This is a genomic window from Campylobacter cuniculorum DSM 23162 = LMG 24588 (assembly GCF_002104335.1).
Classification (GTDB): Bacteria; Campylobacterota; Campylobacteria; order Campylobacterales; family Campylobacteraceae; genus Campylobacter_D; species Campylobacter_D cuniculorum.
Genome location: NZ_CP020867.1, coordinates 1,256,111 through 1,282,287, shown reverse-complemented (window position 1 = coordinate 1,282,287; position 26,177 = coordinate 1,256,111). Strand labels below are relative to the sequence as shown.

General features: G+C 31.9%; 26 protein-coding genes. 21 read left to right on the top strand and 5 right to left on the bottom strand.

What is annotated here, in order from left to right:
• The first annotated feature begins 164 nt into the window (after nt 1-164).
• On the top strand, nt 165-1,961 hold the full coding sequence (gene lepA / locus CCUN_RS06400; protein ID WP_027305375.1) for a translation elongation factor 4: 1,797 nt from the start codon (nt 165-167) through the stop codon (nt 1,959-1,961).
• Between the two features lie 49 nt (nt 1,962-2,010).
• Here lepA and CCUN_RS06395 read toward each other — a convergent pair whose 3' ends face one another.
• Nucleotides 2,011-3,378, bottom strand: coding sequence for an SLC13 family permease (locus tag CCUN_RS06395; RefSeq protein ID WP_027305376.1), 1,368 nt, complete (start codon nt 3,376-3,378; stop codon nt 2,011-2,013).
• 332 nt (nt 3,379-3,710) lie between these two features.
• On the opposite strand from CCUN_RS06395, the gene mapA reads away from it, so the two are divergent.
• The 8 genes from mapA to CCUN_RS06355 all read left to right on the top strand — a co-directional run bounded on the left by mapA (nt 3,711) and on the right by CCUN_RS06355 (nt 9,766).
• Entirely contained in the window at nt 3,711-4,352 is a 642-nt protein-coding gene (gene mapA / locus CCUN_RS06390) for an outer membrane lipoprotein MapA (RefSeq protein WP_027305377.1), read from the top strand.
• Nucleotides 4,349-4,924 (top strand): ComF family protein, encoded by a 576-nt coding sequence (locus CCUN_RS06385; protein WP_027305378.1) that lies wholly within the window; start codon nt 4,349-4,351, stop codon nt 4,922-4,924. Before mapA ends, CCUN_RS06385 begins: the two co-directional genes overlap by 4 nt.
• A 38-nt stretch (nt 4,925-4,962) precedes the next feature.
• Nucleotides 4,963-7,530 carry a DNA gyrase subunit A gene (gene gyrA, locus CCUN_RS06380; protein ID WP_027305379.1) on the top strand — a complete coding sequence of 856 codons (2,568 nt, stop codon included), beginning with the start codon at nt 4,963-4,965 and terminating at the stop codon, nt 7,528-7,530.
• A 71-nt stretch (nt 7,531-7,601) separates the two neighbouring features.
• Nucleotides 7,602-8,126, top strand: a complete 525-nt coding sequence (gene flgP, locus CCUN_RS06375) for a flagellar assembly lipoprotein FlgP (RefSeq protein ID WP_027305380.1) — start codon at nt 7,602-7,604, stop codon at nt 8,124-8,126.
• A complete protein-coding gene (locus CCUN_RS06370; protein WP_027305381.1) occupies nt 8,102-8,551 on the top strand; it encodes a hypothetical protein in 450 nt (149 codons plus the stop codon). Before flgP ends, CCUN_RS06370 begins: the two co-directional genes overlap by 25 nt.
• A gap of 51 nt (nt 8,552-8,602) precedes the next feature.
• Nucleotides 8,603-8,836, top strand: a complete 234-nt coding sequence (locus CCUN_RS06365; RefSeq protein WP_051521684.1) for a hypothetical protein — start codon at nt 8,603-8,605, stop codon at nt 8,834-8,836.
• Nucleotides 8,837-9,049: 213 nt separating this feature from the next.
• Nucleotides 9,050-9,334, top strand: a complete 285-nt coding sequence (locus CCUN_RS06360; protein WP_027305382.1) for a hypothetical protein — start codon at nt 9,050-9,052, stop codon at nt 9,332-9,334.
• Between the two features lie 198 nt (nt 9,335-9,532).
• A complete protein-coding gene (locus tag CCUN_RS06355; RefSeq protein ID WP_027305383.1) occupies nt 9,533-9,766 on the top strand; it encodes a hypothetical protein in 234 nt (77 codons plus the stop codon).
• A gap of 584 nt (nt 9,767-10,350) precedes the next feature.
• Here the strand turns inward: CCUN_RS06355 and CCUN_RS09815 are convergent.
• Nucleotides 10,351-10,494, bottom strand: coding sequence for a hypothetical protein (locus CCUN_RS09815; protein ID WP_164502910.1), 144 nt, complete (start codon nt 10,492-10,494; stop codon nt 10,351-10,353).
• A gap of 84 nt (nt 10,495-10,578) precedes the next feature.
• Entirely contained in the window at nt 10,579-11,859 is a 1,281-nt protein-coding gene (locus CCUN_RS09810; RefSeq protein WP_164502898.1) for a hypothetical protein, read from the bottom strand.
• A gap of 278 nt (nt 11,860-12,137) precedes the next feature.
• On the opposite strand from CCUN_RS09810, the gene CCUN_RS06345 reads away from it, so the two are divergent.
• From CCUN_RS06345 to CCUN_RS06290, 12 genes are read left to right on the top strand one after another with little or no spacing between them, the layout of a single operon-like run.
• On the top strand, nt 12,138-13,427 hold the full coding sequence (locus tag CCUN_RS06345; RefSeq protein WP_027305385.1) for a sigma-54-dependent transcriptional regulator: 1,290 nt from the start codon (nt 12,138-12,140) through the stop codon (nt 13,425-13,427).
• A gap of 2 nt (nt 13,428-13,429) precedes the next feature.
• A complete protein-coding gene (locus CCUN_RS06340) occupies nt 13,430-14,458 on the top strand; it encodes an aspartate-semialdehyde dehydrogenase (protein ID WP_027305386.1) in 1,029 nt (342 codons plus the stop codon).
• Nucleotides 14,459-14,467: 9 nt separating this feature from the next.
• A complete protein-coding gene (locus CCUN_RS06335; protein WP_027305387.1) occupies nt 14,468-14,974 on the top strand; it encodes a YqhA family protein in 507 nt (168 codons plus the stop codon).
• 56 nt (nt 14,975-15,030) lie between these two features.
• Nucleotides 15,031-15,231 (top strand): mini-MOMP protein, encoded by a 201-nt coding sequence (locus tag CCUN_RS06330; protein ID WP_027305388.1) that lies wholly within the window; start codon nt 15,031-15,033, stop codon nt 15,229-15,231.
• 8 nt (nt 15,232-15,239) lie between these two features.
• Nucleotides 15,240-15,674: a c-type cytochrome gene (locus CCUN_RS06325; protein ID WP_027305389.1), complete on the top strand. Its 435-nt coding sequence runs from the start codon at nt 15,240-15,242 to the stop codon at nt 15,672-15,674.
• A 25-nt stretch (nt 15,675-15,699) separates the two neighbouring features.
• Nucleotides 15,700-16,809, top strand: a complete 1,110-nt coding sequence (locus tag CCUN_RS06320; protein ID WP_027305390.1) for an ABC transporter substrate-binding protein — start codon at nt 15,700-15,702, stop codon at nt 16,807-16,809.
• Nucleotides 16,810-16,816: 7 nt separating this feature from the next.
• Nucleotides 16,817-17,713, top strand: a complete 897-nt coding sequence (locus CCUN_RS06315; RefSeq protein ID WP_027305391.1) for a branched-chain amino acid ABC transporter permease — start codon at nt 16,817-16,819, stop codon at nt 17,711-17,713.
• Nucleotides 17,713-18,750 carry a branched-chain amino acid ABC transporter permease gene (locus CCUN_RS06310; protein WP_027305392.1) on the top strand — a complete coding sequence of 346 codons (1,038 nt, stop codon included), beginning with the start codon at nt 17,713-17,715 and terminating at the stop codon, nt 18,748-18,750. Before CCUN_RS06315 ends, CCUN_RS06310 begins: the two co-directional genes overlap by 1 nt.
• Complete coding sequence (locus CCUN_RS06305) at nt 18,747-19,517, top strand: ABC transporter ATP-binding protein (protein ID WP_027305393.1); 771 nt, start codon at nt 18,747-18,749, stop codon at nt 19,515-19,517. The genes CCUN_RS06310 and CCUN_RS06305 overlap by 4 nt, the downstream gene beginning before the upstream one ends.
• Nucleotides 19,504-20,199: an ABC transporter ATP-binding protein gene (locus CCUN_RS06300; protein ID WP_027305394.1), complete on the top strand. Its 696-nt coding sequence runs from the start codon at nt 19,504-19,506 to the stop codon at nt 20,197-20,199. The genes CCUN_RS06305 and CCUN_RS06300 overlap by 14 nt, the downstream gene beginning before the upstream one ends.
• An 11-nt stretch (nt 20,200-20,210) precedes the next feature.
• Nucleotides 20,211-23,462 (top strand): cytochrome c biogenesis protein, encoded by a 3,252-nt coding sequence (locus tag CCUN_RS06295; RefSeq protein WP_027305395.1) that lies wholly within the window; start codon nt 20,211-20,213, stop codon nt 23,460-23,462.
• Nucleotides 23,463-23,465: 3 nt separating this feature from the next.
• Nucleotides 23,466-23,909, top strand: a complete 444-nt coding sequence (locus tag CCUN_RS06290; RefSeq protein ID WP_027305396.1) for a hypothetical protein — start codon at nt 23,466-23,468, stop codon at nt 23,907-23,909.
• A 2-nt stretch (nt 23,910-23,911) separates the two neighbouring features.
• On the opposite strand, the gene CCUN_RS06285 is transcribed toward CCUN_RS06290, so the two are convergent.
• Both CCUN_RS06285 and ftsW read right to left on the bottom strand, forming a co-directional pair.
• Nucleotides 23,912-24,931 carry a UDP-N-acetylglucosamine--N-acetylmuramyl-(pentapeptide) pyrophosphoryl-undecaprenol N-acetylglucosamine transferase gene (locus tag CCUN_RS06285; protein WP_027305397.1) on the bottom strand — a complete coding sequence of 340 codons (1,020 nt, stop codon included), beginning with the start codon at nt 24,929-24,931 and terminating at the stop codon, nt 23,912-23,914.
• Complete coding sequence (gene ftsW, locus CCUN_RS06280; RefSeq protein WP_027305398.1) at nt 24,925-26,088, bottom strand: putative lipid II flippase FtsW; 1,164 nt, start codon at nt 26,086-26,088, stop codon at nt 24,925-24,927. The genes CCUN_RS06285 and ftsW overlap by 7 nt, the downstream gene beginning before the upstream one ends.
• Between the last annotated feature and the right edge of the window lie 89 nt (nt 26,089-26,177).

Genomic DNA, 26,177 nt, shown 5'->3' with positions numbered 1-26,177 from the left:
AATTATTTTGAAAAAATGAGATTTTTTAAAGAGTTTAAGAATAAACTTAGATAAAATGATTGAGTATTTTTGTAAAAATATCGTTTTAAAATTTAAATCTTATTTTTATTTGTTTTAAACTTTAAATTTGTTAAAATTAAGCTTTAATTTAATTTTTTGGGATTATAAATTTGGCAAATATAAGAAATTTTTCAATCATTGCTCATATTGATCATGGAAAAAGCACTCTTGCTGATAGGATTATTAGTGAATGTGGAGCGATTGCTCAAAGGCAAATGAGTTCGCAAGTTATGGATACTATGGATATAGAAAAAGAAAGAGGCATCACGATAAAAGCACAATCTGTAAGGCTTAATTATCATTTTAACCATGAAGATTATATTTTAAATTTAATAGACACTCCCGGACATGTGGATTTTTCTTATGAAGTGAGTCGCTCTTTAGCAAGTTGTGAAGGAGCTTTACTTGTTGTTGATGCAAGTCAAGGTGTGGAGGCTCAAACCATAGCTAATGTTTATATTGCTCTTGAAAATAATCTTGAAATCATTCCTGTGATTAATAAAATTGACCTCGCTTCTGCAGATATAGAAAAGGTTAAGCACGAGATTGAGCATATTATCGGTATTGATTGTAAAGATGCGGTGTGTGTTAGTGCAAAAACAGGGCAGGGCATTAAAGAACTTATTGAAAGGATTATCACTCAAATTCCTGCCCCTCAAATAGACAATGAAGCTCCAACAAGGGCTTTGATTTATGATTCTTGGTTTGATAATTATTTAGGAGCTTTGGCTTTGGTAAGAATTTATGAAGGGCAAATTTCAAAAAATGATGAAATTTTAGTGATGAGTACAGAGAAAAAATATAATGTGCAAGAGCTTTTTTATCCGCATCCTTTAAAGCTCATTAAAACACAAAAATTAGAATCGGGCGAAATTGGTGTGGTGGTGTTAGGACTTAAAAGCACAAGTGATATACAAGTGGGCGATACAATCACGCTTAGTAAAAATAAAACCAAAGAAGCCATCAGCGGTTTTGAAAAGGCAAAAGCCTTTGTTTTTGCAGGGATTTATCCTATAGAAACAGATAAATTTGAGGATTTAAGAGATGCTTTGGATAAACTTAAGCTTAATGACAGCTCTATCACTTATGAACCTGAAACTTCTTTGGCTTTAGGTTTTGGCTTTAGAGTTGGATTTTTAGGTCTTTTGCATATGGAGGTGATTAAAGAAAGATTGGAGAGGGAATTTGGATTGGATTTAATCGCTACAGCACCGACGGTTACTTACGAAATTCATCAAAATGATGGGGTGGTTTTAAAAATTCAAAATCCCAGTGAGCTTCCGCAAGTGAATAAGATTGATTTTATCAAAGAGCCTTATGTGAGAGCGACTATCATCACTCCAAGTGAATTTTTAGGGAATTTAATCACGCTTTTAAATCGCAAAAGAGCCGTGCAAGTGAAGATGGATTATATTACAAGTGAGAGAGTGTTGCTTGAGTATGATTTGCCTTTGAATGAAATTGTGATGGATTTTTATGACAAGCTTAAAAGTTTAACTAAGGGTTATGCGAGTTTTGATTATGAGCCGATTGAATTTAGAGTGGGGGATTTGGTCAAGCTTGATATTAAAGTTGCGGGTGAAAATGTCGATGCTTTAAGCATTATAGTGCCAAATGAAAAGGCACAGAGCAAGGGCAGAGAACTTGTTAAAGCGATGAAAGAAATTGTTCCAAGACAGCTTTTTGAGGTGGCGATTCAAGCAAGTATAGGCAATAAAATTATCGCGAGGGAAAATGTAAAATCTGTTGGAAAAAATGTTACTGCAAAATGTTATGGTGGTGATATTACAAGGAAAAGAAAGCTCTTAGAAAAACAAAAAGAGGGCAAAAAGAGAATGAAAGCTATAGGAAAGGTCAATTTACCGCAAGAAGCTTTTTTAAGCGTGTTAAAGATTGATTGAGTTGCTTTCTAAAAGAGAATTTGACTCCAAAAATTAAGAGTCAAATTCCTTAAAGCCAAAAGAAATAAGCCATTGCAGCAATCACAAAAGAACAAGCGATATTTAAGAAAATTCCCGCTTTAACCATTTGAGCTTGTTTAATATGTCCTGTCCCAAAAACGATAGCATTCGGAGGTGTAGCCACCGGAAGCATAAAAGCACAACTTGCTCCTATGCCTATAATTAAAGCAAGTCCTAAAGCAGGAGCACCTAGAGATTCTGCTATGGAGATGAAAAGCGGAACAAGTAAAGCGGCTGAAGCTGTATTTGAAGTAAATTCTGTTAAAAATACTATAAATAAAGATACAATCAAGGCTATAACAAACAAATTCGCATCTTCAATCAGAAAAATAATCCCATCAGCCATAACCTTACTCGCACCCGAATCTTTTAAAATAAGACTGAGAGTAATTCCGCCACCAAAGAGCATCAAAACACCCCAATCTGTATTTTCTTGCACTTTTTTCCATTCAACAACCTTAAAAGAGCAGACTAAAACTGCAGCAAAAATGGCTATGACGCTATCAAAGGCAGCCATAGGCTTTTCTAAGTTAAAAAGATTTGAAAGAAAAGGATTGATATAAGCGGAGAAAATCCAACAGCTTGCAATGAATATAAAAATCGCTAGAGTGATGTATCTTTGCTTTGTCATAGGAAGAGTTTCTTCTATATTTTGTGTGATTTTATAATGTAATTTAGGTCTAAAAACCATATAGAGCACAACAATCATCAAAGGCATAAAAATAATCACAATAGGAATTCCATATCTTAACCATTGAGCGAAAGTGATTTTTAAATTTGAAGCAACAATAGCATTTGGCGGAGTTCCCACTAAGGTCCCAATTCCTCCGATACTCGCACTAAATGCAATCCCAAGTAAAACAAAAACATAGATATTAGGATTATCTTTGGTATCAATTTGAGAAAGCATACCGATGGCTAAAGGCAACATCATCGCTGCTGTGGCAGTATTGCTAATCCACATCGACAAAAATGCAGTGGCTGAAAAAATGTAAAGCACAGAAAGAGCAAAATTTCCTTTTGCTAAAAGCAATATTCTTTGGGCAATGATTTTATCAAGCTCTTGATAATGCATGGTAGCAGCTAAAGCAAAACCTCCAAAAAATAAAAAGATATTTGGGTCTGCAAATCCCGTTAAAGCTTTGCTTGTATTGATTAAACCTGTAGCAACGGCTAAAATAGGGATTAAAATTGCAGTGATTGTAACATGTAAAGCCTCGCTAAGCCATAAGATAGCAATGAAAACTAAAATTGCTAAACCTTGATTAACCTTAGTTTCAAAAGGTAAAAGATAAAGCAGAAAAATAAAAATAACAATATCTGCAAGAACAATAAAAGTTTTAGTTGTTGAAGACATAAACCATACTCCTTAAATAAAATTTAATTTTTGTTAAAAATATTATAACTTAATACAGCTTTTATTTATAATTTTTTGTGTAAAATTGTTAAAAATTTATTTTATGTTTTAACGATTTGTAACATTTATATTTTTAGAATTTTGTGAAAATAATTTGTCTTTTAAATTTTTTAGACTTTTTATAAAGCTAGTTTTTGCATTTTATTTTTGGAAGAAAAATATTTTTAAAAGAATTTAAAAAATTTATGAAAATAAAATTTATATTTTTATAAAATTTGGCTTGAAATTTGCTTATTTTTTAAATACAATTATATTTTGGAGGAAGGTTTAAGATGATTAAGAATTTTATGTTTTGCTTGATTGCAGTTTTTATGCTCGGTGCGTGTGCTTCTCAAAATACTTTTGCACAAGTGAATCAGCTCTCTAGAAACACTCAATGTGCAAGTTGTGAAAGCGAAAGAGGCTTTGAAGCTAAGATTAAAGGGCTTTTGTATGTTAGTGATATTGGCATTGTTTGTTGTGCTAATAAAAGGACCTTAGATTCAGCTGTGGCTTTAAAAAAGGTCTATTTGCATCGTTTTTATGACTTAGCAGAGAATCAAAAAGTATTACTCGCGGACAATCAAAGATATTTAATCGACTTAAATTTCAATGCAGTTTTTTACACTTATCTTAAGCAAGAGCTTGAAGCTAGGGATATAGAAGTGCTTGAAAATAACAATAATAACTCGCCCTATGTTATGAAGGTTGATTTAAGCTTTATAGATTTTGCTTCTAAGAAAGATAGTTCGGGTTTGCATTCAAGAGTTGCTGGGGTCTTAAGTGTCAAGGATATTAACAGAAATAAAAAATTTACCATAAGGACCAAACAAGATGTGGAGGGTTTTGAAAATTTAAAAGAGCTGACCTTCTACACTCATTTGCTCATCAAACAAATGGCAAATAAAGCCGCAAGCATTATTTCTTCGCTTTGAGATGCTTTAATTGTCATAATTTTACTCTGCTAAGTTTTTGTGAAAATTGCTCTGAAGAATTGGCAGAGTTTTCTTTGGGAGTAAGAGAGCTTGAAAAAGGATTTAAGGTTTATTCTTTTTATAAATACAACGAAATCAGCCATCTTTTGCATTCTAAACATCATTTTTATGGGTATTTTGTCTTTAATGCCTTAGCAAAATTAAGTTTTGCTCAATTTAAAAATTTTTTCAATCCAGAAATTCAAATCAATGCTTTGGCTTTAGATGATAGGGTGCAAGATGGGCTTTATTCTCATTCTGCGATTTTAGCACGACATCTTAAAACCCGGTTTATAAAACCTATTTATAGAGTTTTACAAGCACAAAATCAAGTAAAGTATTCGGGAAAAAGTGTAGCTTTTCGTCAAAAAAATAAAAGAAAATATAAACTTTTAAAAGAGATTAAGCATCCTGTAATTTTAGTTGATGATATAGTAACGACGGGTTTGAGTTTGTTAGAAGCTAAAAAAATTTTAGAAAAAAATAAAATTTCTGTGCTTTTTGCTCTCGTTTTAGCTGATGCAAAAGTTTAATATGATAGAATAAAATTTTAATCTTTACAAGGATTTTTATGGATAATATTTTTAATGAAAACTCTGATATTCAGCTTGTAGATATAGAAAATTCAATTAAGAGCAGTTATTTGGATTATTCGATGAGTGTGATTATCGGACGTGCCTTACCGGACGCTAGAGATGGGCTTAAACCTGTGCATCGTAGAATTTTATATGCGATGAATGATCTTAATGTAGGAAGCAGAAGTGCTTATAAAAAATCTGCTCGTATCGTAGGAGATGTTATAGGTAAATATCATCCTCACGGAGATACAGCTGTTTATGATGCCCTTGTTCGCATGGCTCAAAGTTTTTCTATGCGTTATCCAACTATCGATGGGCAAGGAAATTTTGGTTCAGTTGATGGAGATGGTGCGGCTGCTATGCGTTATACTGAAGCTAGAATGACAATTTTAGCTGAAGAACTTTTACGCGATATTGATAAAGACACGGTGGATTTTGTTCCAAATTATGATGATTCTTTGAGTGAGCCTGATGTTTTGCCTTCAAGGGTTCCAAATTTATTGCTCAATGGTTCAAGTGGTATTGCAGTGGGTATGGCGACAAATATTCCTCCTCATAGTCTCAATGAGCTTATAGACGGGCTTTTGCATTTGCTTGAAAATAAAGATGCGAGTTTAGAGGAGTTGATGCAGTTTATTAAGGGACCAGATTTTCCAACTGCTGGAATTATTTATGGTAAAAAGGGTATTATTGAGGCTTATCGCACGGGCAGGGGTAGGATTAAGATTCGTGCTAAAACTCATATAGAAAAAAAGAGCAATAAAGATATTATTGTCATTGATGAACTTCCCTATCAAACTAATAAAGCAAGATTGATTGAGCAAATTGCAGAACTCGTCAAAGAAAAACAAATCGAAGGAATTTCAGAGGTAAGAGATGAGAGTGATAGAGAGGGTATTCGCGTTGTCATAGAGCTTAAACGAGAAGCGATGAGTGATATTGTGCTTAACAATCTTTTTAAATCCACGACTATGGAAAGCACTTTTGGTGTGATTATGCTTGCCATTCATAATAAAGAACCCAAGATTTTTTCATTAAAAGAGCTTTTAAATTTATTTTTAACTCACAGAAAAACGGTGATTATACGAGCGACTATTTTTGATCTTCAAAAAGCAAGGGCAAGAGCTCATATTTTAGAGGGTTTGAAGATTGCTTTAGATGATATTGACGAAGTGATTGCTCTTATTAAAAATAGCGCAGACAATGTGAGTGCGAAAGAGGCTTTGGTTGAGAAATTTAAATTGAGCGAACTTCAAGCTCATGCGATTTTGGAGATGAGACTTGGACGCTTAACAGGGCTTGAAAGGGATAAGATTGAAAATGAACTCAAAGACTTGATTCAAGAAATTGAAAGACTTGAAAAGATTTTGAAGAGTGAAGAAGAGCTTGAAAATTTAATCCGTGAGGAATTAAAAGAAATGCGAAACAAATTCAATGTCCCAAGAATCACTCAAATTGAAGATGATTACGAGGACATTGATGTTGAGGATTTAATTCCTAATGAAAATATGGTTGTAACGATTACACATCGCGGTTATATCAAAAGAATGCCAAGCAAACAATACGAAAAACAAAAACGCGGGGGTAAAGGTAAATTAGCCGCAACAACTTATGATGATGATTTTATTGAAAATTTCTTTACTGCAAATACTCATGATACTTTGATGTTCGTAACCGATAGGGGGCAACTCTATTGGCTTAAGGTTTATAAGATTCCAGAAGGAACGCGTGTGGCTAAGGGTAAAGCAGTGGTTAATCTTATCAATTTACAAGCGGATGAAAAAATTATGGCAATCATTCCAACGGCAGATTTTGATGAAAGTAAATCTTTATGCTTTTTCACTAAAAATGGTATTGTTAAACGCACAAATTTAAGTGAGTATCAAAATATTCGTAGTGTTGGAGTGAGGGCGATTAATTTAGATGAAAAAGATGAATTAGTCACAGCAATCATCGTCCAAAGAGATGAAAATGAGCCTTTTGATGTTCAAAATGATGCGATGAAAATCAACGACGAAAATCAAAATGAAGATGAAAATTTAGAAGAAAATAATCAAGGCAAAATGCTTTTTGCAGTAACTAAAAAAGGTATGTGTATTAAATTTCCTTTAGCTAAGGTTAGAGAAATAGGACGCGTGAGCAGGGGAGTCACTGCTATAAAGTTTAAAGAGAAAAATGACGAATTAGTAGGAGCAGTTGTCATTGAAAATGACCAACAAGAAATTTTAAGCATCAGTGCTAAAGGCATAGGAAAACGCACCAACGCAGGAGAATACAGACTTCAAAGCAGAGGCGGAAAGGGTGTTATTTGTATGAAACTTACAGATAAGACTAAGGATCTAATTAGCGTTGTAATAGTCGATGAAAGTATGGATTTAATGGCATTAACAAGCAGTGCAAAAATGATTCGTGTGGATATGCAAAGCATTAGAAAGGCGGGACGCAATACAAGTGGAGTGATTGTTGTTAATGTAGAAAATGATGAGGTTATCAGTATCGCTAAATGTCCAAAACAAGAAGAAGAGGATAATGATAGCGAAATGGATTTGAATTTGAATTAAAACAAGTGATTTTCATTTTGGAACAGATTTTGCTGTCTTAATGATGAATCACAATATTTTGAAGGTGTAAAATGAAAAAAGCTTTATTTTTTATGCTGATTGTAGCAGCAATTTTTGGCGGATGTGCCTCTGGTGCAGGAAATAGCACTACAAAGGCTAACAATACAAATGCAAATGCAGCTGATTCTAGTGATGTTATTGTGCAAAAAGTCGATAAAGACGATGTACGTGATATCATCAGACAAGAAAAAATGTTAGCTCCTGATGTGAGTGAAACTGAATTAAGTTTTACGGCAGTTGGAGAAGGAATTGCTCCTTTGAATACGGTTTCAACAGCCCAAGCCCTTGCTTTAGCTAAGAGAGCTGCATTAACCGATGCTTACAGACAGCTTGCAAGCAAACTTTATGGTGTGAGAGTCAATGGTAAAGACACTGTTAAAGATGCAATGCTTAGAAGTTCAACCATTACCGCACAAGTTAATGGACTGATTAAAAATGCAAGTGTTATTGATGAAAATTTCAATCAAGGACTTTATAGAGTCAATGTAGAACTTAAAATTGATGCTGAAAAGTGGAAAGAATTATTTGCTTATTGATATTTTTGAGTTTTGAGCTTTTTGCCCAAGATGAATTCATATTTTGGGCAGAACTTTCAAATAAAAATTTAATTCTTTTTCATCAAAGTCAAAATTTATCCCCAGCTATGACAAAAAGTCAAAATGTGCAGAGTGAATTTGCATGTGAAATCATTTATACTCAAAAAGACTTAACCCTTTTACCAAGAACAGAATTAGGACTTATCGATGATGAAATGCCGAAAAATGAAAAATTAAATTTTTTAAATTCGCATAGAGATGAGCTTAGTGAATGTTTTATCGGTGCAAAAATCAGCGTCAAAGATATTGTTAAAAGTGATTTTGCAAAGGCACAAAGTGAAACTTATATCAAAATACTTCCTTTACGTTTTAGTGTTGAATTTGGTGAGAGGAGTGCTTTGATTTATTATCTTAAAAAAAAGTAAAGCTTAAGCTTAGATTGATATAATTTCGCAAAAAATAGAGGGGTTAATTTTATGAAAAATATTGTTTTATTGGGCGGGTCAAATTCTATTATTAAAGGTTTATCATCGGGATTAAAACAAAGAAATATTCATCTTATTAACTTAGCTTTGGGCGGTAGTACTTGTTTGCAAAATCTCTATGCGATAAAAAGAAAAAGAAATCAAGAATTTATCCAAAACGCTGATTTAATCATCAGTGAATCAAATGTCAATGATGCTATAAATTATATGAATGATAAGGGTTAAATTAAAGAGGAATTTTTTAGGGATTTAACTTGGTTTTATGAAGAGCTGAGTCAATGCGGAAAGAAAATTCTCATTTTAATCCTCCCTAATTTTTTTAAAAGCAATTTTCAACTTATTAATAATTTCCATAGGTTTTTATGTATAAAATTTGGCTTTAATCTCATCGATAGGACAAGATATTATAAGGAAAATCATTGTTATTATTTTGCAAATATGGTCGATCCTGCCCATCAACACATTACTATAATGCAAGAATTAGGAGAAAATATCGCAAATCATGCAGATGATTTTTTATCCCCTAAAAAAATGGATTTAAAAAATAAAATCAATTTTACCATTCTAACCCCGCAAGATATGATTGTTGATGGGGGGGGGGATTTAAAGAGTTTTGAAGCTAAAAATTCTATGTTTGATGAAAAAGTTTTTAGGATAGAGGAACATAAACTTTTCTTTCCGGAGCAGTATTTTGGTCATTATATCTTAGCTTTAAATGCTTAAAACCAAAGGTCTTTAATATTTAGAATAAAAAACGCGGATCAAAAAATTCAAATCAATCCCGATAAAATATCTCAGGATTTTTTAGAAAATTTTATTAAATTTAATAATTTAAATGCAAATGTTTTAATTGATAAAAAAACTTTTTTAGAGGCTCAAACCATAAATTTTTGGAGCGGATTTTCTTTAAAAAGATGTGATTTGATAGATTTATTTTTAGCAGATAAGGGAGGAGAAGAAATTTTGAAAAATTTAAATCAAAGTGAATTTTTACAAGAACATTTTAACATTTCTGAAGAGTATGATTTTTCTCATTTAATGTCCTATTTTGTTAAATATAAAGAAATAATAAATGATGATATATTTTGCTTTTTTAGGTTTAGCAACAAGACAACCGGAGAATTTTACACACAGAATAGGAGTCATTTTAACTGATAAAACAAGGCTTTTTATTAGAGCCCAATAAGCCCATTTGTTTAATAGAAATTTGTGTTAAAAACTGCGAAATAAAATATTTTTTTATGTTTTTTATAAAAGATTGAAAAAATATAATATAAGAGAAATTATAAGTGAAGGTTATGCGAAAAGAGAATTTTCTTTAAAAGAAAAACAAAGTTATTGTTATAGGATAGGCGAGCTTTTTATCAAGTCTTGTAAAACTTTTTATAAGGGCGGATTTTTTAAATTTTTCTTTGAACTAAAAAAATTAAGAAAGGAATTTAAAGAAAAATATTAGACATAAAAATTTACTTGATTAAGGTCAAATTTGTTATAATCTTGCAAAAATTCAGGTGTTTAAAATGAATGGAGTTAAATGAACTTTAAGAATTTTCATCTTGTTGAGTAAAAAAACAATGAATTTGTAAAAATAAAATCTTTATTAAAGGATTATCCTAAATTTTTGACAAAATATTTTCAAAACCGCATTAAAAAAGTATTAGAGTTTTGCATTTATACAAGTTGTCTTTGTCTTCTCTTAGATTTTTCCTCATCAAGTTCAAATTCCATTTCAAACATTTTTAACTCTTTTTAAATTCTCTTAGAATTTTAAAGGAAAGCAATTTCGTTTCATTGAGATTAATCATACTCAGTTGATTAAACATTGCAAAAATGAAAATTATTTTGAGTGAAGAGCTCTTTTCATTGCACCAAGTTTTAATCAAGAAATTCTCCTTTTATTTTTATCGCTTGATTGCTTTTTACTTTTTTATAAATCTTATATTTTCTTGCGATATTTTTAATTGTCTTTAAAATAAATTCTTATGTTTAAATTCCTTTTTGAGTCGTGGCAATTCTTTAAAGAAAAAGATGAGATACCCTCCTTTATACCATGCTTTATTTGCTTTCATAAGAGCAAGTCCTAGTTTATAAGTGAAACATTCTTTTTCTTTTAGAGCTTCTTTATAATCAGGATAGCTTTCTATAGGAGGTAAAATATCATTACATTTAATCTTTTGTTCCTCTCTGTGAGCTATACTAAGAGCTATGAGTATATAAGGCATTTTCATATAAGAAAGAAAAGTTTTAGAATTTTTTATCATACTCTGTCCTAATTTATAGGCAAGATGATTGTAAATTCTTGCTTTGGCACAATTAGCTTGGATTAAAGTCATTCTTGGCATAATCACTTCATCATTCTTTAGACCTAATTGCTTAGCATATTTTTTCGTTTTAAGTTTTTTGTTAATGAGCTCTTGTTCTAAATTTAAAAGTTTTAAATCTTGTTTTTTGCTTTTTTTGGAATGGATCTGGGCTTGAAGAATTTTATATTCATGGTATTCATTACTTTGTTCAAGAATATTATTTTTAAGATTTAAGGGATTTAATTGATAAGCACCTCTACCTTTATATCTTATCATTTCGTTGATTGTTTTTGTTTGTTCTGCATTATGTGGCAGATAAATTTTATTTCTAAAATATTGCAAAGGTTGATTAAATGCTTGATGATAAAATTCCGCAGGAAAAGCTTTAACTCCATTAAGTTTTGCAATAATATTCCATATGGCCTGATCGTGACGATTTTCTATAAAGCAAGCCAAATTTGGAATTTTACTTGGGCTATCATCAACAAATTCCCAATGTTCGTAAAACACTTTCATCCATTCTTGTATGATTTTTATATTTTTAGCTGTTTTTTTAAGGGCTATAAATCCTGCTGCATAAGTCATTGAATTTAAAAATTCTTCATTTTTATCAAGTCCAAAATGCACCAAAGTGTCCATTTTTTGCCAATTTTTTTCAGGGAAATTAGCAATCATGCCCATAATTTCATTTTGATTGATTTGATTAATCCACTCGCGAAGTGTATGTGATTTTGAAGAATTAAATTCAAAACCTATATCAAGATAAAACAAAATATCATTTTCTTTAAGCTCTTCTAAAGCCATTAAAATAACCTTTGGTTTCCAAACCCAATACCCAAAACCTCTGCTCACAGTGCCATCTTCTTTATAAAATTTATGCTTAAAAGTCCTTCTAAATTCTAAGGGCAAACTCGCTTCTGTATGAATAAAAATTTCTTCAAACACCCCCCCCCATAGTCTGTGCTTGTTGCTTGAAGCGACAAATTGAAATTCCAAGCCTTGTATCAGCAAAAGAACAAAGATAAATTTTTTGCATGAATTTTTTCCTTTTGTTTTTTAAATTTGCATTTTTTAAAGCATTATATCAAAAAAAAAAAAACAAATTGAGAATAAATTTTTTCCTTTGTTTTAATAATTTAAATATAATTTTAAATCAATTTAGGGCTAATTTACTTTATTAAAGTCAAATTTGTTATAATCTTGTAAAAATTAAGGTGTTTAAAATGAATGTAGTTATAGTTGAAGATGATATTAATATGAGAAAGTCTTTAGAGATTGCTTTAGCTGAGTATGATGAATTTAAAATCAAATCTTTCAAATCCGCTACTGAAGCCTTAAAAAAACTTGATAATGATACAGATTTGATTATCACAGATATTAATATGCCCGGGCTTGATGGACTTGAATTTGTTAAAGCTTGTGAAAATAAATATGATTTTATTATCATTACAGGAAATGCGACTTTAAATCGGGCTATTGAAGCGGTGCGTTTGGGCGTAAAAGATTTTTTAACCAAGCCTTTTGATATTGATACTTTGGTTGAAGCTATCAAACGTACTAAAATCATTCGTGAAAAAACAGCAAATAAAAAAAATAAGAAAAAAGAGGAAAATAAAGATTTTTTTGCAAGCTCTCCAAAACTTCAACAGGCCTTAAATTTAAGTTTAAAAGCTGCAAAAACAGATGTTTCTGTGATGTTTTTTGGCGAGAGTGGAGTGGGTAAGGAGGTCTTTTCAAAATACATTCATCAACAAAGCAAAAGACAAGGCAAACCTTTTATAGCTATAAATATGGCAGCCATTCCGGCTAATTTGATTGAAAGTGAGCTTTTTGGTTTTGAAAAAGGGGCTTTTACAGATGCAAATTCTACGAAAATTGGGCTTTTTGAAATGGCAAATGAGGGGACTTTATTTTTAGATGAAATTGGAGAAATGCCTTATGAAATTCAAGCTAAACTTTTAAGAGCTTTGCAGGAGAAAGAGATTGTGCGTTTAGGTGGCACAAAAAGCATTAAGATTAATGTAAGAATCATCAGTGCAACCAATGCAAATTTAGATGAAAAAATTCAAAAAGGTGAATTTAGAGCCGATCTTTATTATCGTCTTAACACCATTCCTATTTTTATACCGCCTTTAAGAGAAAGAAAAGAAGAGATTTTAGACCTTGCTCATAAAGTCTTAAAAGATACTTGCAAAGAATATGAATTTGAAGATAAAAAATTGAGTCAAGAGGCTCAAAAAGCCTTGCTTGATTACGATTTTCCCGGCAATGTCAGAGAGCTTATCTCTATCATTCAAAGGGCTTGTATTTTAAGCGATAAACAAGAAATTTCTAGCGAAGATTTGTTTTTAGAATCAAGAAAATTTAAAAAAGATATAAAAAATTTAGAAAAAGATTTGATTGACGCGGTTTTAAAAGATGTTGATTTTGACATACAAAAGGCTGCAAATATGTTAGGAATGGAAATTGCGGTTTTAAATGAAAAAATGAAAAAATACAATATAAAAGGATAAAGATGTTAAAAAAGCAAAAAATTGCTATAGTTGGTGCAACGGGTGCTGTTGGTGAAGAGCTTTTAAATGTTTTAGAAGAGCTTGATTTTCCTGTTGAGAGTATTTTAGCCTTAGCGAGTGCCAAAAGTGTAGGCAATGAAATCGCGTTTAAAAATAAAATTTATAAAATCAAAGAACTCAACGAAAATGTTTTCAAGGAAAATCCTGTCGCTATAGCTTTTTTTAGTGCTGGTGGAAGTGTTTCTGAAAAATATGCTCAATTTGCAGTAAAATCCGGTGCCGTTGTCATTGATAATACAAGTCATTTTAGAATGAAAGAAGAAGTGCCTTTGGTTGTGCCTGAATGCAATCCAGAAGACATTAAACTTTGGAAAAATACAGGCATCATTGCAAATCCAAATTGCTCAACCATACAAATGGTGCATATTTTAAAACCGCTCGATGAGGTTTTTAATCTCAAAAGGGTTGATGTTTGCACCTATCAAGCAGCAAGCGGTGCAGGTAAAAAAGGAATGCAAGAATTAGTAGAAGCGATGCAGAGTTTTTTTGCCTTTAAACTTGATGAATTTAAAGCAAGCACTTTTCCTTATACTCTGGCCTTAAATGTAATCCCGCATATTGATGTTTTCAACGAAAATGGTTACACTAAAGAAGAGCTTAAAATGGTGAATGAAACTCAAAAAATTCTCCACAAAAAACTTGAAATTTCAGCAACTTGTGTGCGTGTGCCGGTTTTAAGAAGCCATAGTGAGGCTATGACTTTACATTTTGAAAAAGAAGTTAATGCAGAGGAAGCAAGAGAAATTTTGAAAAATGCTCCAAGTGTTGTGGTAATCGATGAACCTAAAAACAAGCAATACCCTATGCCACTTTTTACCAGTGATACAAATGAAACTTATGTTGGACGCATTCGCAGAGATTTGACGCATAAAAATATTTTACATCTTTGGTGCGTAGCAGACCAAATTCGCGTTGGAGCTGCAACTAATGCTGTGCGTATTGCAAAAAAATGGTTGGAATTAAAAAAATAGGATTTAAAAATGCTGGAGAGAATTTTTGAATTTTTACTTGTTAAGAGCCGTTTTGTTACGATTTTACCCGTTATTTTTGGACTTATAGGTGCTTTTGTATTATTTTTTATTGCGAGTTATGATGTATTGAAGGTTTTAATCTATACCTATAAGTATTTTTTTATCTCAAATGTAGAGATTGATTTGCATGAAGATGTTGTTGCTTTGATTATAGGTGCTGTGGATTTGTATTTAATGGCTTTGGTTTTGTTTATTTTTTCTTTTGGAGTTTATGAACTTTTTATCAGTGAAATAGAGGAATTTAAACAAAGTAAGCAGTCAAAAGTCCTAGAAGTCCATAGTTTAGATCAGCTTAAGGATAAACTTGCTAAGGTTATTATTATGGTTTTAGTTGTTAATTTTTTTCAAAGAGCTCTTCAAATGAAATTTTCCACTCCTCTTGATATGACTTATCTTGCGGGTTCAATTTTGGCTCTTTGTTTGGGGCTTTATTTTTTACATAAGGGTGAGCATTGAATTTATTTTTTTTTGTTATAATCAAATAAATTTACTTTAAATTGAGGACAGAAAAAATGCAGAAGTTGATTTTATTTTTCGTGTTTTTATCGTTTTTTTTATCTTTTAGCGTGGCAACACCTTTAGATGAAACATTCAAAGATATTGAGGTATCCGGTGCTTTGCGTTACCGCTATGAAATGCAAAAAAGCAAAAAATATGATAAAAAAAGCCAAAAACACCAAAAAACAACTCTAACTAAGATTACTATAAATTAAAGGTTGTTTTGATGTTGCGTTGGATATTTTTAAGTTGTTTTTTAAGTGTCTTTGTTTTTGGAATCAATCTTAAATCTCTTTTGACCTATACTTTTGATGCGAATAAAAATTATGATTTACAAAAGGCTAAAGAGCTTTATTTTCAAAAAAAATGCAATACCTGCCACGGCGATGAGGGTGAGAAAAAAATAGGAGGTTCAAGAGTTTTAAAAGATATGTCAGCTGAAGACATTAAAGGAGCACTTATCGGCTATACTCTTGATTCTAGCTCTTCGTTTGGTTCTTCTCAAATGGTATTTTATGCAAGTCAATTAAGACATGAAGAAATGGACGAATTGATTGCTTATATTAAAGGAATAAATTTTGCAATCGATTTGCAAGTTCAGGATTTAATGGAAGAAGAGCCAGCTAAAAAAACTAAGCATGGAACTTTTATAAAATGATTAAATTTTTCAGAAAGGATTAATAATGAAAAAAATTTTAATTTTAATGAGTATTTTAACTTTAGCCATCAATGCTAAAGAAGTAAAAATCGGTGTTGTTTTGCCTCTTAGCGGTGCCGTTGCTGCTTATGGACAAAGTGCTTTAGAGGGAATTAAACTTGCAAATTCTATGCAGAATTCTTTAAGCAATAATGACACAATTTCTCTTGTCGTTGTTGATACAAAAGGCGATAAAATAGAATCTTCAAGTGCGGCAAATCGTTTGGTTTCTCAAGATAAGGTTATAGGACTTATAGGAGAAATGGTTACAGCAAACACTTTGCAAGTGATAAAAGTCGCTGAAGATAAAAAAATTCCACTCATTGCTCCTGCAGCTACGGGAGATAAACTTTTAGAAAAAAAGCTTTATTCAAGTCGGGTCTGTTTTATGGATAGTTTTCAAGGTTCATCTTTAGCAAAATATGCTTTTGAGAAATTATCTTACAAAACTGCTGTTGTGGTACTTGATCAAAGCACGGATTATTCTTTGGGTTTAGCAAGAGCTTTTGAAAAAACATTTAAAGAACAGGGCGGAACAATTCTTAAAAGCATTAAGATTAATTCCGGAGATAAAGATTTTAAAGCGGTTATTTCTCAAATCAAAGGCTTAAATACAGATTTTATCTATCTACCGATTTATTATACTGAAGCGTCTTTATTTGTAAGACAAGCCCGAAATTTAGGTTTGGATACACCTATAGGTTCAGCCGATGGGGTGGCAGATGAAACTTTTGTTTCTTTATCGGGAAAAGCAAGTGAGGGTTATATTTTTACCGATAGCTTTGATTCTAATAATCCAAGCACTAAGTTAAGCGAGGAATTTATATCTTCTTATGAAAAAGAAAAAAAGAGCAGAGAGCTTTCAAATTTTACAGCTATGGGAGCTGATGCGTATTTTGTAATGTTTAATGCAATGAATACTTGTGTCAATAATCTTACAAGCGAATGTATCAATGATGCAATTCATCAAACTAAGAATTTTGAAGGAGTGAGCGGGGTTATAAACATCGATAAAACCGGCAACGCAACGCGTTCTTTAGTTGTGAAAGAAATCAAAGACCAAAAACCAGTCTATAAAGATACCATTCTTCCTTAGGATTTATATGGAATTAACTTTATTTCTACAGCAACTTGTCAATGGATTAAGTCTTGGAAGCATGTATGCTCTTGTTGCTGTAGGATATACTATGGTTTATGGGGTGCTAAGACTCATTAACTTTGCTCATGGCGATATTATGATGGTGGGAGCCTATGCAGCTTTGTTTTGTATGAGTAATTTTAGCATCCCTTTTTTAGGAGCTTTATCTTTAGCAATGATTTTTTCTATGTGTGTGGGTATCGCAACCGATAAAATTGCTTACAAACCTTTAAGAAAAGCTCCTAGAATTTCACTTCTTATTACAGCCATTGGGATAAGCTTTTTTTTACAAAACCTTTTCAATATGCTTTTTACTTCTACGCCTAGAGCTTTTAATGCACCAAGTTATTTTGAAAAAAGCATAAATTTTGGTGATATACATACGACTTTAGGTTCTTTGCTTGTGCCTTTTATCACTCTCATAGTTGTGATTTTTGTCCTTTTAATACTCTATAAAAGCAAATATGGCATAGCGATTCGAGCCTTAGCCTTTGATATACAAACCGTTAATTTAATGGGGATTGATGCAAATCGTATCATAGCTATTGTTTTTGCAATAGGTTCAATTTTAGCTGCCATAGGGGGCGTTTTTTGGGCGGCAACTTATTATTCTGTAACGCCAACTATGGGAACTTTAATGGGGCTTAAAGCTTTTGCTGCTGCTGTTTTAGGAGGAATTGGTTCAGTTGTTGGAGCAGTTTTGGGGGCTTTGATTATAGGGCTTTCTGAAGTGATTGCCGTTGCGTTATTTCCGGAAATTTCAGGTTTTAAAGATGCTTTTGCTTTTATTTTTTTGGTTTTTATTTTGCTTTTTAGACCTACAGGAATTTTAGGTATAAATTTTGAAAGAAGTAGGTTTTAATGATAAAGACTAAAATTTTCCCTCTTATTTTTTTATTTTTTGCCTTTGTTTTTATTTTTTTGACACCGAGAATTTTTACAGATTATGGGATAAACATTGCAAATCAAATCGCCATTTTTATTATTCTTGCTGTCAGTTATAATCTCATCAATGGAGTCACAGGACAATTTTCTCTTGAGCCTAATGGTTTTGTGGCTGTGGGAGCTTATGTTGCAGCATTATTGCTGTTGAATACAGAAGCTAAAAATGACCAGTTTTATTATGAGGGTATCAATCCACTCATCCTTGCTCTATACACTCCAAGCTTTGTTCTTGCCTTGTTAGCAGCTGGAATTTGTGCTTGTTTGCTTTCTTTGATACTTTCTTTTGCTGTTTTTCGTGTCAGAGGAGATTATTTAGCGATTGTAACTTTAGGTTTTGGTATCATCATCAAGCTTTTAGCACTTTCTTTTCCAACCTTTACTAATGGCTCTAGAGGACTTGTAGATATTCCTAATTTTTCAAATATTTATTGGACGGGTGGCATTGCGATTGTAGCTGTGATTTTGGTTTTAAATTTGATTTATTCTAAATTCGGTCGTGCAATGAAAGCCATAAGAGATGATGAAGATGTAGCAGAAGCTATGGGTATTAATACCTTTTGGATTAAAACCTTAGCTTTTGGTACTTCTGCTTTTTTGGAAGGGGTGGGCGGTGGATTGCTCGCCTGTCTTTTAACTGCTGTTTCTCCAGAGCAATTTGATTTTTTATTCACTTTTCAACTCTTAATTATCATTGTATTAGGAGGACTTGGCTCTGTTACCGGTGCAATTTTAGGCTCTGTATTGATTATAGGCGGAAGCGAATGGTTGAGATTTTTAGATGAGAGTATGAATATTTTTGGGTATCAAACAAAAGCAATGCCCGGCTTTAGAATGGTTATCTTCTCATTGATTTTAATCTTAGTTATGCTTTTTGCAAGAAAAGGTATTATGGGGGATAAAGAATTAACTTATTTTTTAAAAAAGATTCAAAATTTTTTAAGGAAAAATAAGTGATTTTAGAACTTAAGCAAATTTCAAAAAGTTTTGGCGGAGTGAAAGCTATCAATGATACTTCTTTTAAGGTCAATGAAAAAGAAATTTTTACCCTTATTGGTCCAAATGGTGCAGGTAAGACCACGCTTTTTAACATCATCAGTGGAAATTATAAACCAACAAGCGGGGCAGTATTTTTTAAACAACAAAGAATTGATAGACTCAAGCCCTATAAAATTGTTCGTCTTGGTATAGCGAGAACTTTTCAAAATATACGACTTTTTTCAAGTATGAATGTCCTTGAAAATGTTTTCATCGGTTTTGGTCATCAAATGAAATATTCCGTTTTAGAAGCTTTTTTACATTTGGGAAGATTTTCTAAAATAGAAAGTGAATTTAAAGACAGAGCCTATGAGCTTTTAAAAGAACTCGGTATCAATCAATTTGCAAAAGAAAAAGTTATAAATTTAAGCTATGGACAACAAAGAAAAATCGAACTTGCAAGAGCTATGGCGACAAAACCACAACTTCTTTTACTCGATGAACCTGCTGCGGGTATGAATGCCTCTGAAAGTGATGAGTTAGCAGAGCTTATTTTAGAACTTAGACAAAATTATCAAATCGCGGTTTTACTCATAGAACACGATATGAAATTTGTGCATAAGCTTAGTGATAGGGTTTTAGTGCTTGATTATGGTAAGACTATTTTTGAAGGAAAATTACAAGATGCGGTGAATCATAAAGAAGTGATTGCAGCGTATTTAGGGGATTTTGATGTTAGTGGTTAAGAATTTGCATGTTTATTATGGTTTGATTGAAGCGGTTAAGGGTATTGATTTTAAGGTTGAGACCGGACATATTGTTTCACTCATTGGCTCAAATGGTGCCGGTAAAACTTCTACTTTAAATGCCCTGCTCAATGCAGTTAAAAGAAGTGGTGAGATTAATTTTTTAGGTTATGAAACAAGCAGACATCTTACACATACTTTAGTGCAAAGAGGTATAGCTTTAGTTCCAGAGGGACGCAGAGTTTTTATTAATCTTAGTGTTGATGAAAATTTAAAAATCGGAGCCTTTAATAATGCTGAAAATTATGAGCATTTAAGAGAACAAATGTATAAAATTTTTCCAAGACTTGCGAATAAAAAAAATTCTTTAGCAGGGAATTTAAGCGGGGGCGAAGCTCAAATGCTTGCTATTTCAAGGGCTTTGATGAGTGAGCCAAAACTTTTAATGCTTGATGAGCCCTCTTTAGGACTCGCACCAAAGATTGTTGGAGAAGTTTTTGAAATCATTTTACGTTTAAAAGAGGAGGGTATCACTATACTTTTAGTTGAACAAAATGCTTACTCTGCGTTAAGAATTAGTGATTATGCTTATGTTTTGGAAAATGGGCTTATTGTTATGCAAGATCAAGCCCAGAATTTAATCGGAAATGATGAAATTCGCAAAAAATATCTAGGACTTTGAGGAAAAATTGAATGAAATCTATTGTTAAAAGTATTGGAGATTTGAGAATCTCTATTGTATTGTTTTTACTTTTTGCACTTGCTTGTGCTTTAGCAACTTTCATTGAAAGTGCGTATAAAACTCCGACAGCTTGGGCTATGGTTTATGGGACAGCTTGGTTTGGTTATATTCAGCTTTTACTTGGTATCAATTTACTTTGCGGAATGTTTAGATACAAGATGTTCGGGCTTAAAAAACTGCCTTTAATGATTTTTCATTTTTCATTTTTACTGATACTTTTAGGTGCAGCCATGACAAGATATGGAGGCTTTGAAGGATTCATAAACATTAGAGAAAACGAATCAAGCTCTTTGGTTGAAAGCTCTAAATCCTTTTTAAGAATCTCTGCTGTAAAAGATGGAGAACTTTATAGTGTAGCGATGGATAAAGATATAGCGGTTTTGCCTTTTGTTAATTCTTTTGATTTGAGTTTAAATTTAGGAAACGATAAAGCACAACTAAAATACAAAGATTTAATTTTAGATGCAAATTATGCTTTTAATGAGGATCAAAATGGTGAAGCTTTGCTTGTTTTAATGCTTTCGCAAAATGGGCAACAAGGGGAAGAAATTGAGTTTAAAAAAGGTGAAATTAAAAAGATTAATGGCGTTAATTTTGCTTTTTTAAATGATGAAACACAGACTAAAATTAAGGCTCCTTTTGTAAAAATCAATGAAAATTTAGAACTAAGTTCAAGTGAGGATTTAAAATTTTTGAGTATGCAAGATGGCGTCAATTCTCTTTTAAAAGCTAATGAAAAAGCAGACAGCAAACAAAGAAGACTTTACGAACTTAAAGATCTTAATTTTGTTGTTAAATTTGTTTCTTTACACGCTAAAGAAAGTATAGAGGGTAAAAATAGACCGCAAGATGAAAATTTTTGGCTTTGGTTTAAAGCTTCTTGGCTTGAATTGATGAGAACTTTGTTAATTTCAAGTTTTGGCGAGCCTCAAAATTGGAAAAATTCAACGCTTTTAAATTTAAAGGATTTTGCAATGAGTACGAGCTATCAACCCTTAGAACTTAAGGGACAAAATGCTTTAAAGCTTGAACTTTCTTATAAAGATGAAAAGCAAGATTTTTATATTTTTGAGTATTCAAAACCTGTTTCAATTGTGCTTGGAGGACAGAAATTTTTTATTTCTTGGAATATTTCTTATAGGGAATTACCCTTTGAAATTTATTTAAAAGATTTTGTACTTGATCGTTATCCGGGGTCTATGTCCGCGGCTTCTTATGCAAGTGAGGTCATTGTGAAAAATAAGGATAAAGAATTTAATTATAGGATTTTTATGAATAATGTTTTAGATTATGAAGGATATAGGTTTTATCAAAGCTCTTATGATCAAGATGAGTTAGGGACAAGACTTTCTGTCAATAAGGACCCGGGTAAAATTCCTACCTATATAGGTTATTTTTTGCTTTGTCTTGGAATGTTTTTAAATTTTTTAAATCCTCATTCAAGATTTAGAACTTTAGCTCAACTTATCAATAAAGATGCATTAAAAAATACAGCGGGTTTTGTTTTGGGTGTTTTTCTTTTATTTGGAAGCTCTCAAGCTTTAGCTCATACGGATTCTTTACCACAAATTAATCCTGAGCATTCTAAAAAGCTTAGCACTCTTATCTTGCAAAAAAATGGTGGCAGAATGGTGCCTTTTGATACCATGGCTAAAGAAGTTTTAGAGAAGCTTTATAAAAATATGAGTTATAAGGGACAAGATGCAAACGCTATTATGCTTTCTATGATGGTCGGTATAGAAAATTGGCAAAAAGAGCCGATCATTTTGATGCCTAAAAATCAGGCTGTTCGCGATGAAATTGCTAAAATTTTAGGGGTTGAAAGTAAGGACTATATTTCTTATATAGATTTTTTTGATGTGGAAAAACAACAATATAAACTCCAAAAATATGTAGAAAATGCTAATCGCAAAAATCCAAATGCCAGAGGGGTTTTTGATAAAGAATTGCTTAATCTCGATGACAGGGCTAATATCGTTAATCTTGTTTTTAGCGGAGAATTGTTTCGTTTTATCCCTGTTCAAAACGATAAAAACAATACTTGGCTTGCCCCTTTTAGTGCGATTGAGAATCTCAAAGGTCAAGAAAAAGAAATAGTATTTTCTTTGATTCAAAATTATTTTAATGCAGTAGATGAAGCTTTAAAAAGCAAGGATTGGACAAAGGCTGATAGTGCTTTAGAGCTTATTAAAGAGTATCAAAACAAGGTGGGATATGAGCTTATACCGAGTCAAACAAAGATTAAGACTGAAATTTTTATCAATCATGCTCAAATTTTTGTTAAACTCACATCTGTTTATTTGCTTGCAGGTTTTTTACTTTTTGTATTGGTGCTTGCAAAAATGCTCAATCCTAAGCTTAAGATTAATTTAATTTTTAAAAGCGTTTATATCTTTAATATCGTGGTATTTTTAATCCATACTTTAGGGCTTTGTTTAAGAGCTTATCTTGCAGACCACGCACCTTGGAGTAATGCATATGAAAGCATGGTTTATATTTCTTGGGCTTTAGCACTTTCTGGAATTTTCTTTTCAAGAAAAAGTCCTCTCGCACTTTCTTTAACTTCAATTTTAGCAGGTATTGTCCTTTTTGTCGCACATTTAGGAGAAATGAATCCGCAAATTACAAATTTAATGCCTGTATTGAATTCTCATTGGTTGAGTATCCATGTCTCTGTTATTACGGCTAGTTATGGATTTTTAGGACTTTGTGCCTTGCTTGGAATTTTTGTTTTAATCCTTATGTGTTTTCTTACAAGGGAAGGTAAATACAATGAAAATATTTTAAGAAATATCACAGAAGCGACTAGAATTAATGAAATGGCGATGATTTTAGGACTTTGTTTGCTCACAATAGGGAATTTTTTAGGTGCAATTTGGGCAAATGAAAGCTGGGGAAGATATTGGAGTTGGGACTCTAAAGAAACTTGGGCATTAATCAGCATACTCATTTATGCTGCTATTTTGCATATAAGAATGATTCCAAAATATTCTAATCAATTTAATTTTGCTTTAAGCTCTATGTTTGCGTATTGGTCTATCATTATGACTTATTTTGGAGTCAATTATTTTTTAGTTGGAATGCATTCTTATGCAGCAGGTGAAGCGGCTCAAATCCCATCTTATGTGTATTGGAGTTTTATTATTATGGTGTTTTTAGGTGTTTTAGCTCGTAGAAAATCTCAATTTGTCGGTAGGCTTTGATTTATGTTTTGGATTATTTTAGTTGTAGCTTTATTTTTATTATCTTTTTTGGCTGTGGTTGCGTATTTGATTCTTAATGAAGGAAAAAAATCTCATAAAACATCACATTCAAAACCTCAAACGCAAATCAAAAATAAAAAATTCAGCACAGATTTAGATAAAATGATAGAATCGGCAAAAAATACAAGATTAGACAATAATGAGCTTAAAGAGCTTATCAAACTTTTTGTGCAAACTCACAAACTTGGTTCAAAAACTTCTAAACAGCTCGATGAAAAAACCAAACACAAACTTGAATTTATTGCAGCTCTCGCTTCTAATGTAAATGCAAGTGTTGAAAATATAAGTTTTTTAAACAAAGAGCTTAAGAAAATTTCAAATTCTTATAAAAAAGAGATTGATGCTTATGAACAAATGGGACTTGCAAGGAGGAAGATGAAGAGTTGATGTTATAATTTTACAACTTCTTTAAGTCTCTTAAGCATAAAATCTGCCGCATTTGGTGAAACTTGTCCCTTTAAATTTTGACTGATAAATTTTAAATCAAGTTTAAAAATACTTTCTAAAAATAGGGCTTTATTGAAATCTTTTTCTGTAAAAATTTTGCATAAATTTTTATCTTCTAGAAATTTTGCATTGAAAAATTGATGATTTTTAGTCGCATAAGGATAAGGGATAAAAATACTAGGAAGCTCATTAGCACATAATTCAAAAAGAGTGCTTGCTCCAGCTCTTGACACAGCTAAATCCGCTTTTTGCATTTTTGATTCTAAATTTTTACTGAAATCAAAAACATCAGCTTCAATGTCTAAATTTTTATAATTTTTTTTGCAAAATTCAAGGTCATTTTTGCCACATTGATGAATGATTTTTATCTTATTTTGATGAAGAATCGGAGCAAGTTCAAGGGCAAGTTTATTGATGAAATTTGCTCCTTGAGAGCCTCCTAGAAAAATGATTGTTTCTAATTTATCACGTGTCCTTGCATTTTGAAAGAATTTTTCATCAACAGGATAGGGACAAAAATTTTCTTCAAAGGCACTAAAAAAAATTTTTGAAAAAGGTTTTAAAAGAGTGTTTAAACTCCCTTTTTTAGAATTTTGCTCGTGAATAAAAAGAGGAATATTTGCTAAAATCGCCCCAAAAGAAGCTGGAGCTGCGCTGTATCCACCTACGCTAAATACAGCTTTGATTTTATGATTTTTAAAGATTTTTTTGCATTCAAAAGCAAGTTTTAAAATATGGCTTAGAGCTCTGATTTTACCTAGTTTGTTTTGATTAACAACCCCGGTTGAATTTAAAAAATATTGAGCCTTAAAAAGAATTTGATTCTCAAACCATTTTTTATCCTGTCCATTTTCACTTCCTATATAAATGCATTCTAAATTTTGTTTTGAAGCACTTTGCAACAAAGAATTAACAATACTAAGATGTCCGCCGGTTCCCCCGCCTGTAAGAGCTATCATAATTTCACCTTTTTAGAAATCATTAAAACATAGCCAAGTCCTATGCAAATTGCCCACATTGAACTTCCTCCATAACTTAAAAGTGGCACAGCAACTCCTTTAAGGGGTGTTAAAGAGATGATTCCAAATGCATTCATAAAAAAAGAAAAAAGCAAAAGCAACGCGATGCCTGAACAAAAGATAAAATATTCTTTTTTTTCGCAACGTCCAGCGATTCTAAAAATTCTTAAAATCATCCAAAGATAGATTATGCAAATGATTCCAAGCCCAAAAAGCCCAATTTCTTCAGTGATTCCTGAAAGCACAAAATCTGTATGTACCTCGCTTAAAAATCCTAATTTAAAAATTCCAAGTCCCAGTCCCTCGCCAAACATGCCTCCATGTGCTATGGCATTGAGAGAGTGTGAAATTTGGTAAGGTTCGTTGTTTGTACTTACCCTTAAAACAGATGCTAAAGATTCGGGTAATAGAGGTAAAAAGGCATCTTGGATATTGCCCCACCAGTTTGCTATTCTTTGAATTCTTCTTTGATTGCTAAAAATGACCATAATGCCTATCATCATGACCACCAAAGTCCCAAAAGCAAAGAGTCTTTTACTTGCACCAGCAAAAAAAGCTAAAGCAAAAATAAGAAAAAAAGAAATCACGCTTTGTCCTAAGTCATTTTGCGTGATATAAATATAGCCTATAACAATGGTTGCAACGATACAATAAGGCAAAAGAATAAGAATTTCATGTTTAAGGACCTTTTTGCTATCGTCAATGCGTCTGGTATAACTCCAAGCGAGAAAATAAATCAGTCCTATTTTAAAAAATTCAACCGGAGAGATAGAAACAGGACCAAAGCGAATCCAACGTTTTGCACCCCCACTTGCTGTGGCTAAAGAAGAGGGTAAGAAAGGCAGAACAATAATACAAAGAAAAGAAACAATCAAAACACCCAAAATGAGTTTTTTTGAGCTTTCTTTATCGGGATTGAGTTGAGAAATAAAAAACATAATTAAAATTCCACTCACGCCAAAAAATAATTGACGTATAAAAAAATGAAATTCATTGTATCCAAAATAAAGCACAGTAAAAGCACTTAAAGAATAAGAAAAAACTATGCCTATGGTGATTAAAATCGAACTTAAATAAAATAATTTTTTATCAACAACCATTTAGAGCCTAAATTTTTATGAAAATAAACTTCTTAGATTTTGTCATTATTTGTAACTTTTTTTGCAATAAAATTTTAAAAATTTATTAT

Bases quoted from the DNA above. Each gene is read 5' to 3' on its own strand.
- CCUN_RS06335 (WP_027305387.1), top strand. From the start codon at position 14,468: ATGCTGGAGAGAATTTTTGAATTTTTACTTGTTAAGAGCCGTTTTGTT.
- gyrA (WP_027305379.1), top strand. From the start codon at position 4,963: ATGGATAATATTTTTAATGAAAACTCTGATATTCAGCTTGTAGATATA.
- ftsW (WP_027305398.1), bottom strand. From the start codon at position 26,088: ATGGTTGTTGATAAAAAATTATTTTATTTAAGTTCGATTTTAATCACC.
- CCUN_RS06330 (WP_027305388.1), top strand. From the start codon at position 15,031: ATGCAGAAGTTGATTTTATTTTTCGTGTTTTTATCGTTTTTTTTATCT.
- CCUN_RS06345 (WP_027305385.1), top strand. From the start codon at position 12,138: ATGAATGTAGTTATAGTTGAAGATGATATTAATATGAGAAAGTCTTTA.
- CCUN_RS06310 (WP_027305392.1), top strand. From the start codon at position 17,713: ATGATAAAGACTAAAATTTTCCCTCTTATTTTTTTATTTTTTGCCTTT.
- CCUN_RS06360 (WP_027305382.1), top strand. From the start codon at position 9,050: ATGGTCGATCCTGCCCATCAACACATTACTATAATGCAAGAATTAGGA.
- CCUN_RS06395 (WP_027305376.1), bottom strand. From the start codon at position 3,378: ATGTCTTCAACAACTAAAACTTTTATTGTTCTTGCAGATATTGTTATT.
- mapA (WP_027305377.1), top strand. From the start codon at position 3,711: ATGATTAAGAATTTTATGTTTTGCTTGATTGCAGTTTTTATGCTCGGT.
- flgP (WP_027305380.1), top strand. From the start codon at position 7,602: ATGAAAAAAGCTTTATTTTTTATGCTGATTGTAGCAGCAATTTTTGGC.
- CCUN_RS06340 (WP_027305386.1), top strand. From the start codon at position 13,430: ATGTTAAAAAAGCAAAAAATTGCTATAGTTGGTGCAACGGGTGCTGTT.
- CCUN_RS06295 (WP_027305395.1), top strand. From the start codon at position 20,211: ATGAAATCTATTGTTAAAAGTATTGGAGATTTGAGAATCTCTATTGTA.
- CCUN_RS06365 (WP_051521684.1), top strand. From the start codon at position 8,603: ATGAAAAATATTGTTTTATTGGGCGGGTCAAATTCTATTATTAAAGGT.
- CCUN_RS06320 (WP_027305390.1), top strand. From the start codon at position 15,700: ATGAAAAAAATTTTAATTTTAATGAGTATTTTAACTTTAGCCATCAAT.
- CCUN_RS06290 (WP_027305396.1), top strand. From the start codon at position 23,466: ATGTTTTGGATTATTTTAGTTGTAGCTTTATTTTTATTATCTTTTTTG.
- CCUN_RS06315 (WP_027305391.1), top strand. From the start codon at position 16,817: ATGGAATTAACTTTATTTCTACAGCAACTTGTCAATGGATTAAGTCTT.
- CCUN_RS06300 (WP_027305394.1), top strand. From the start codon at position 19,504: ATGTTAGTGGTTAAGAATTTGCATGTTTATTATGGTTTGATTGAAGCG.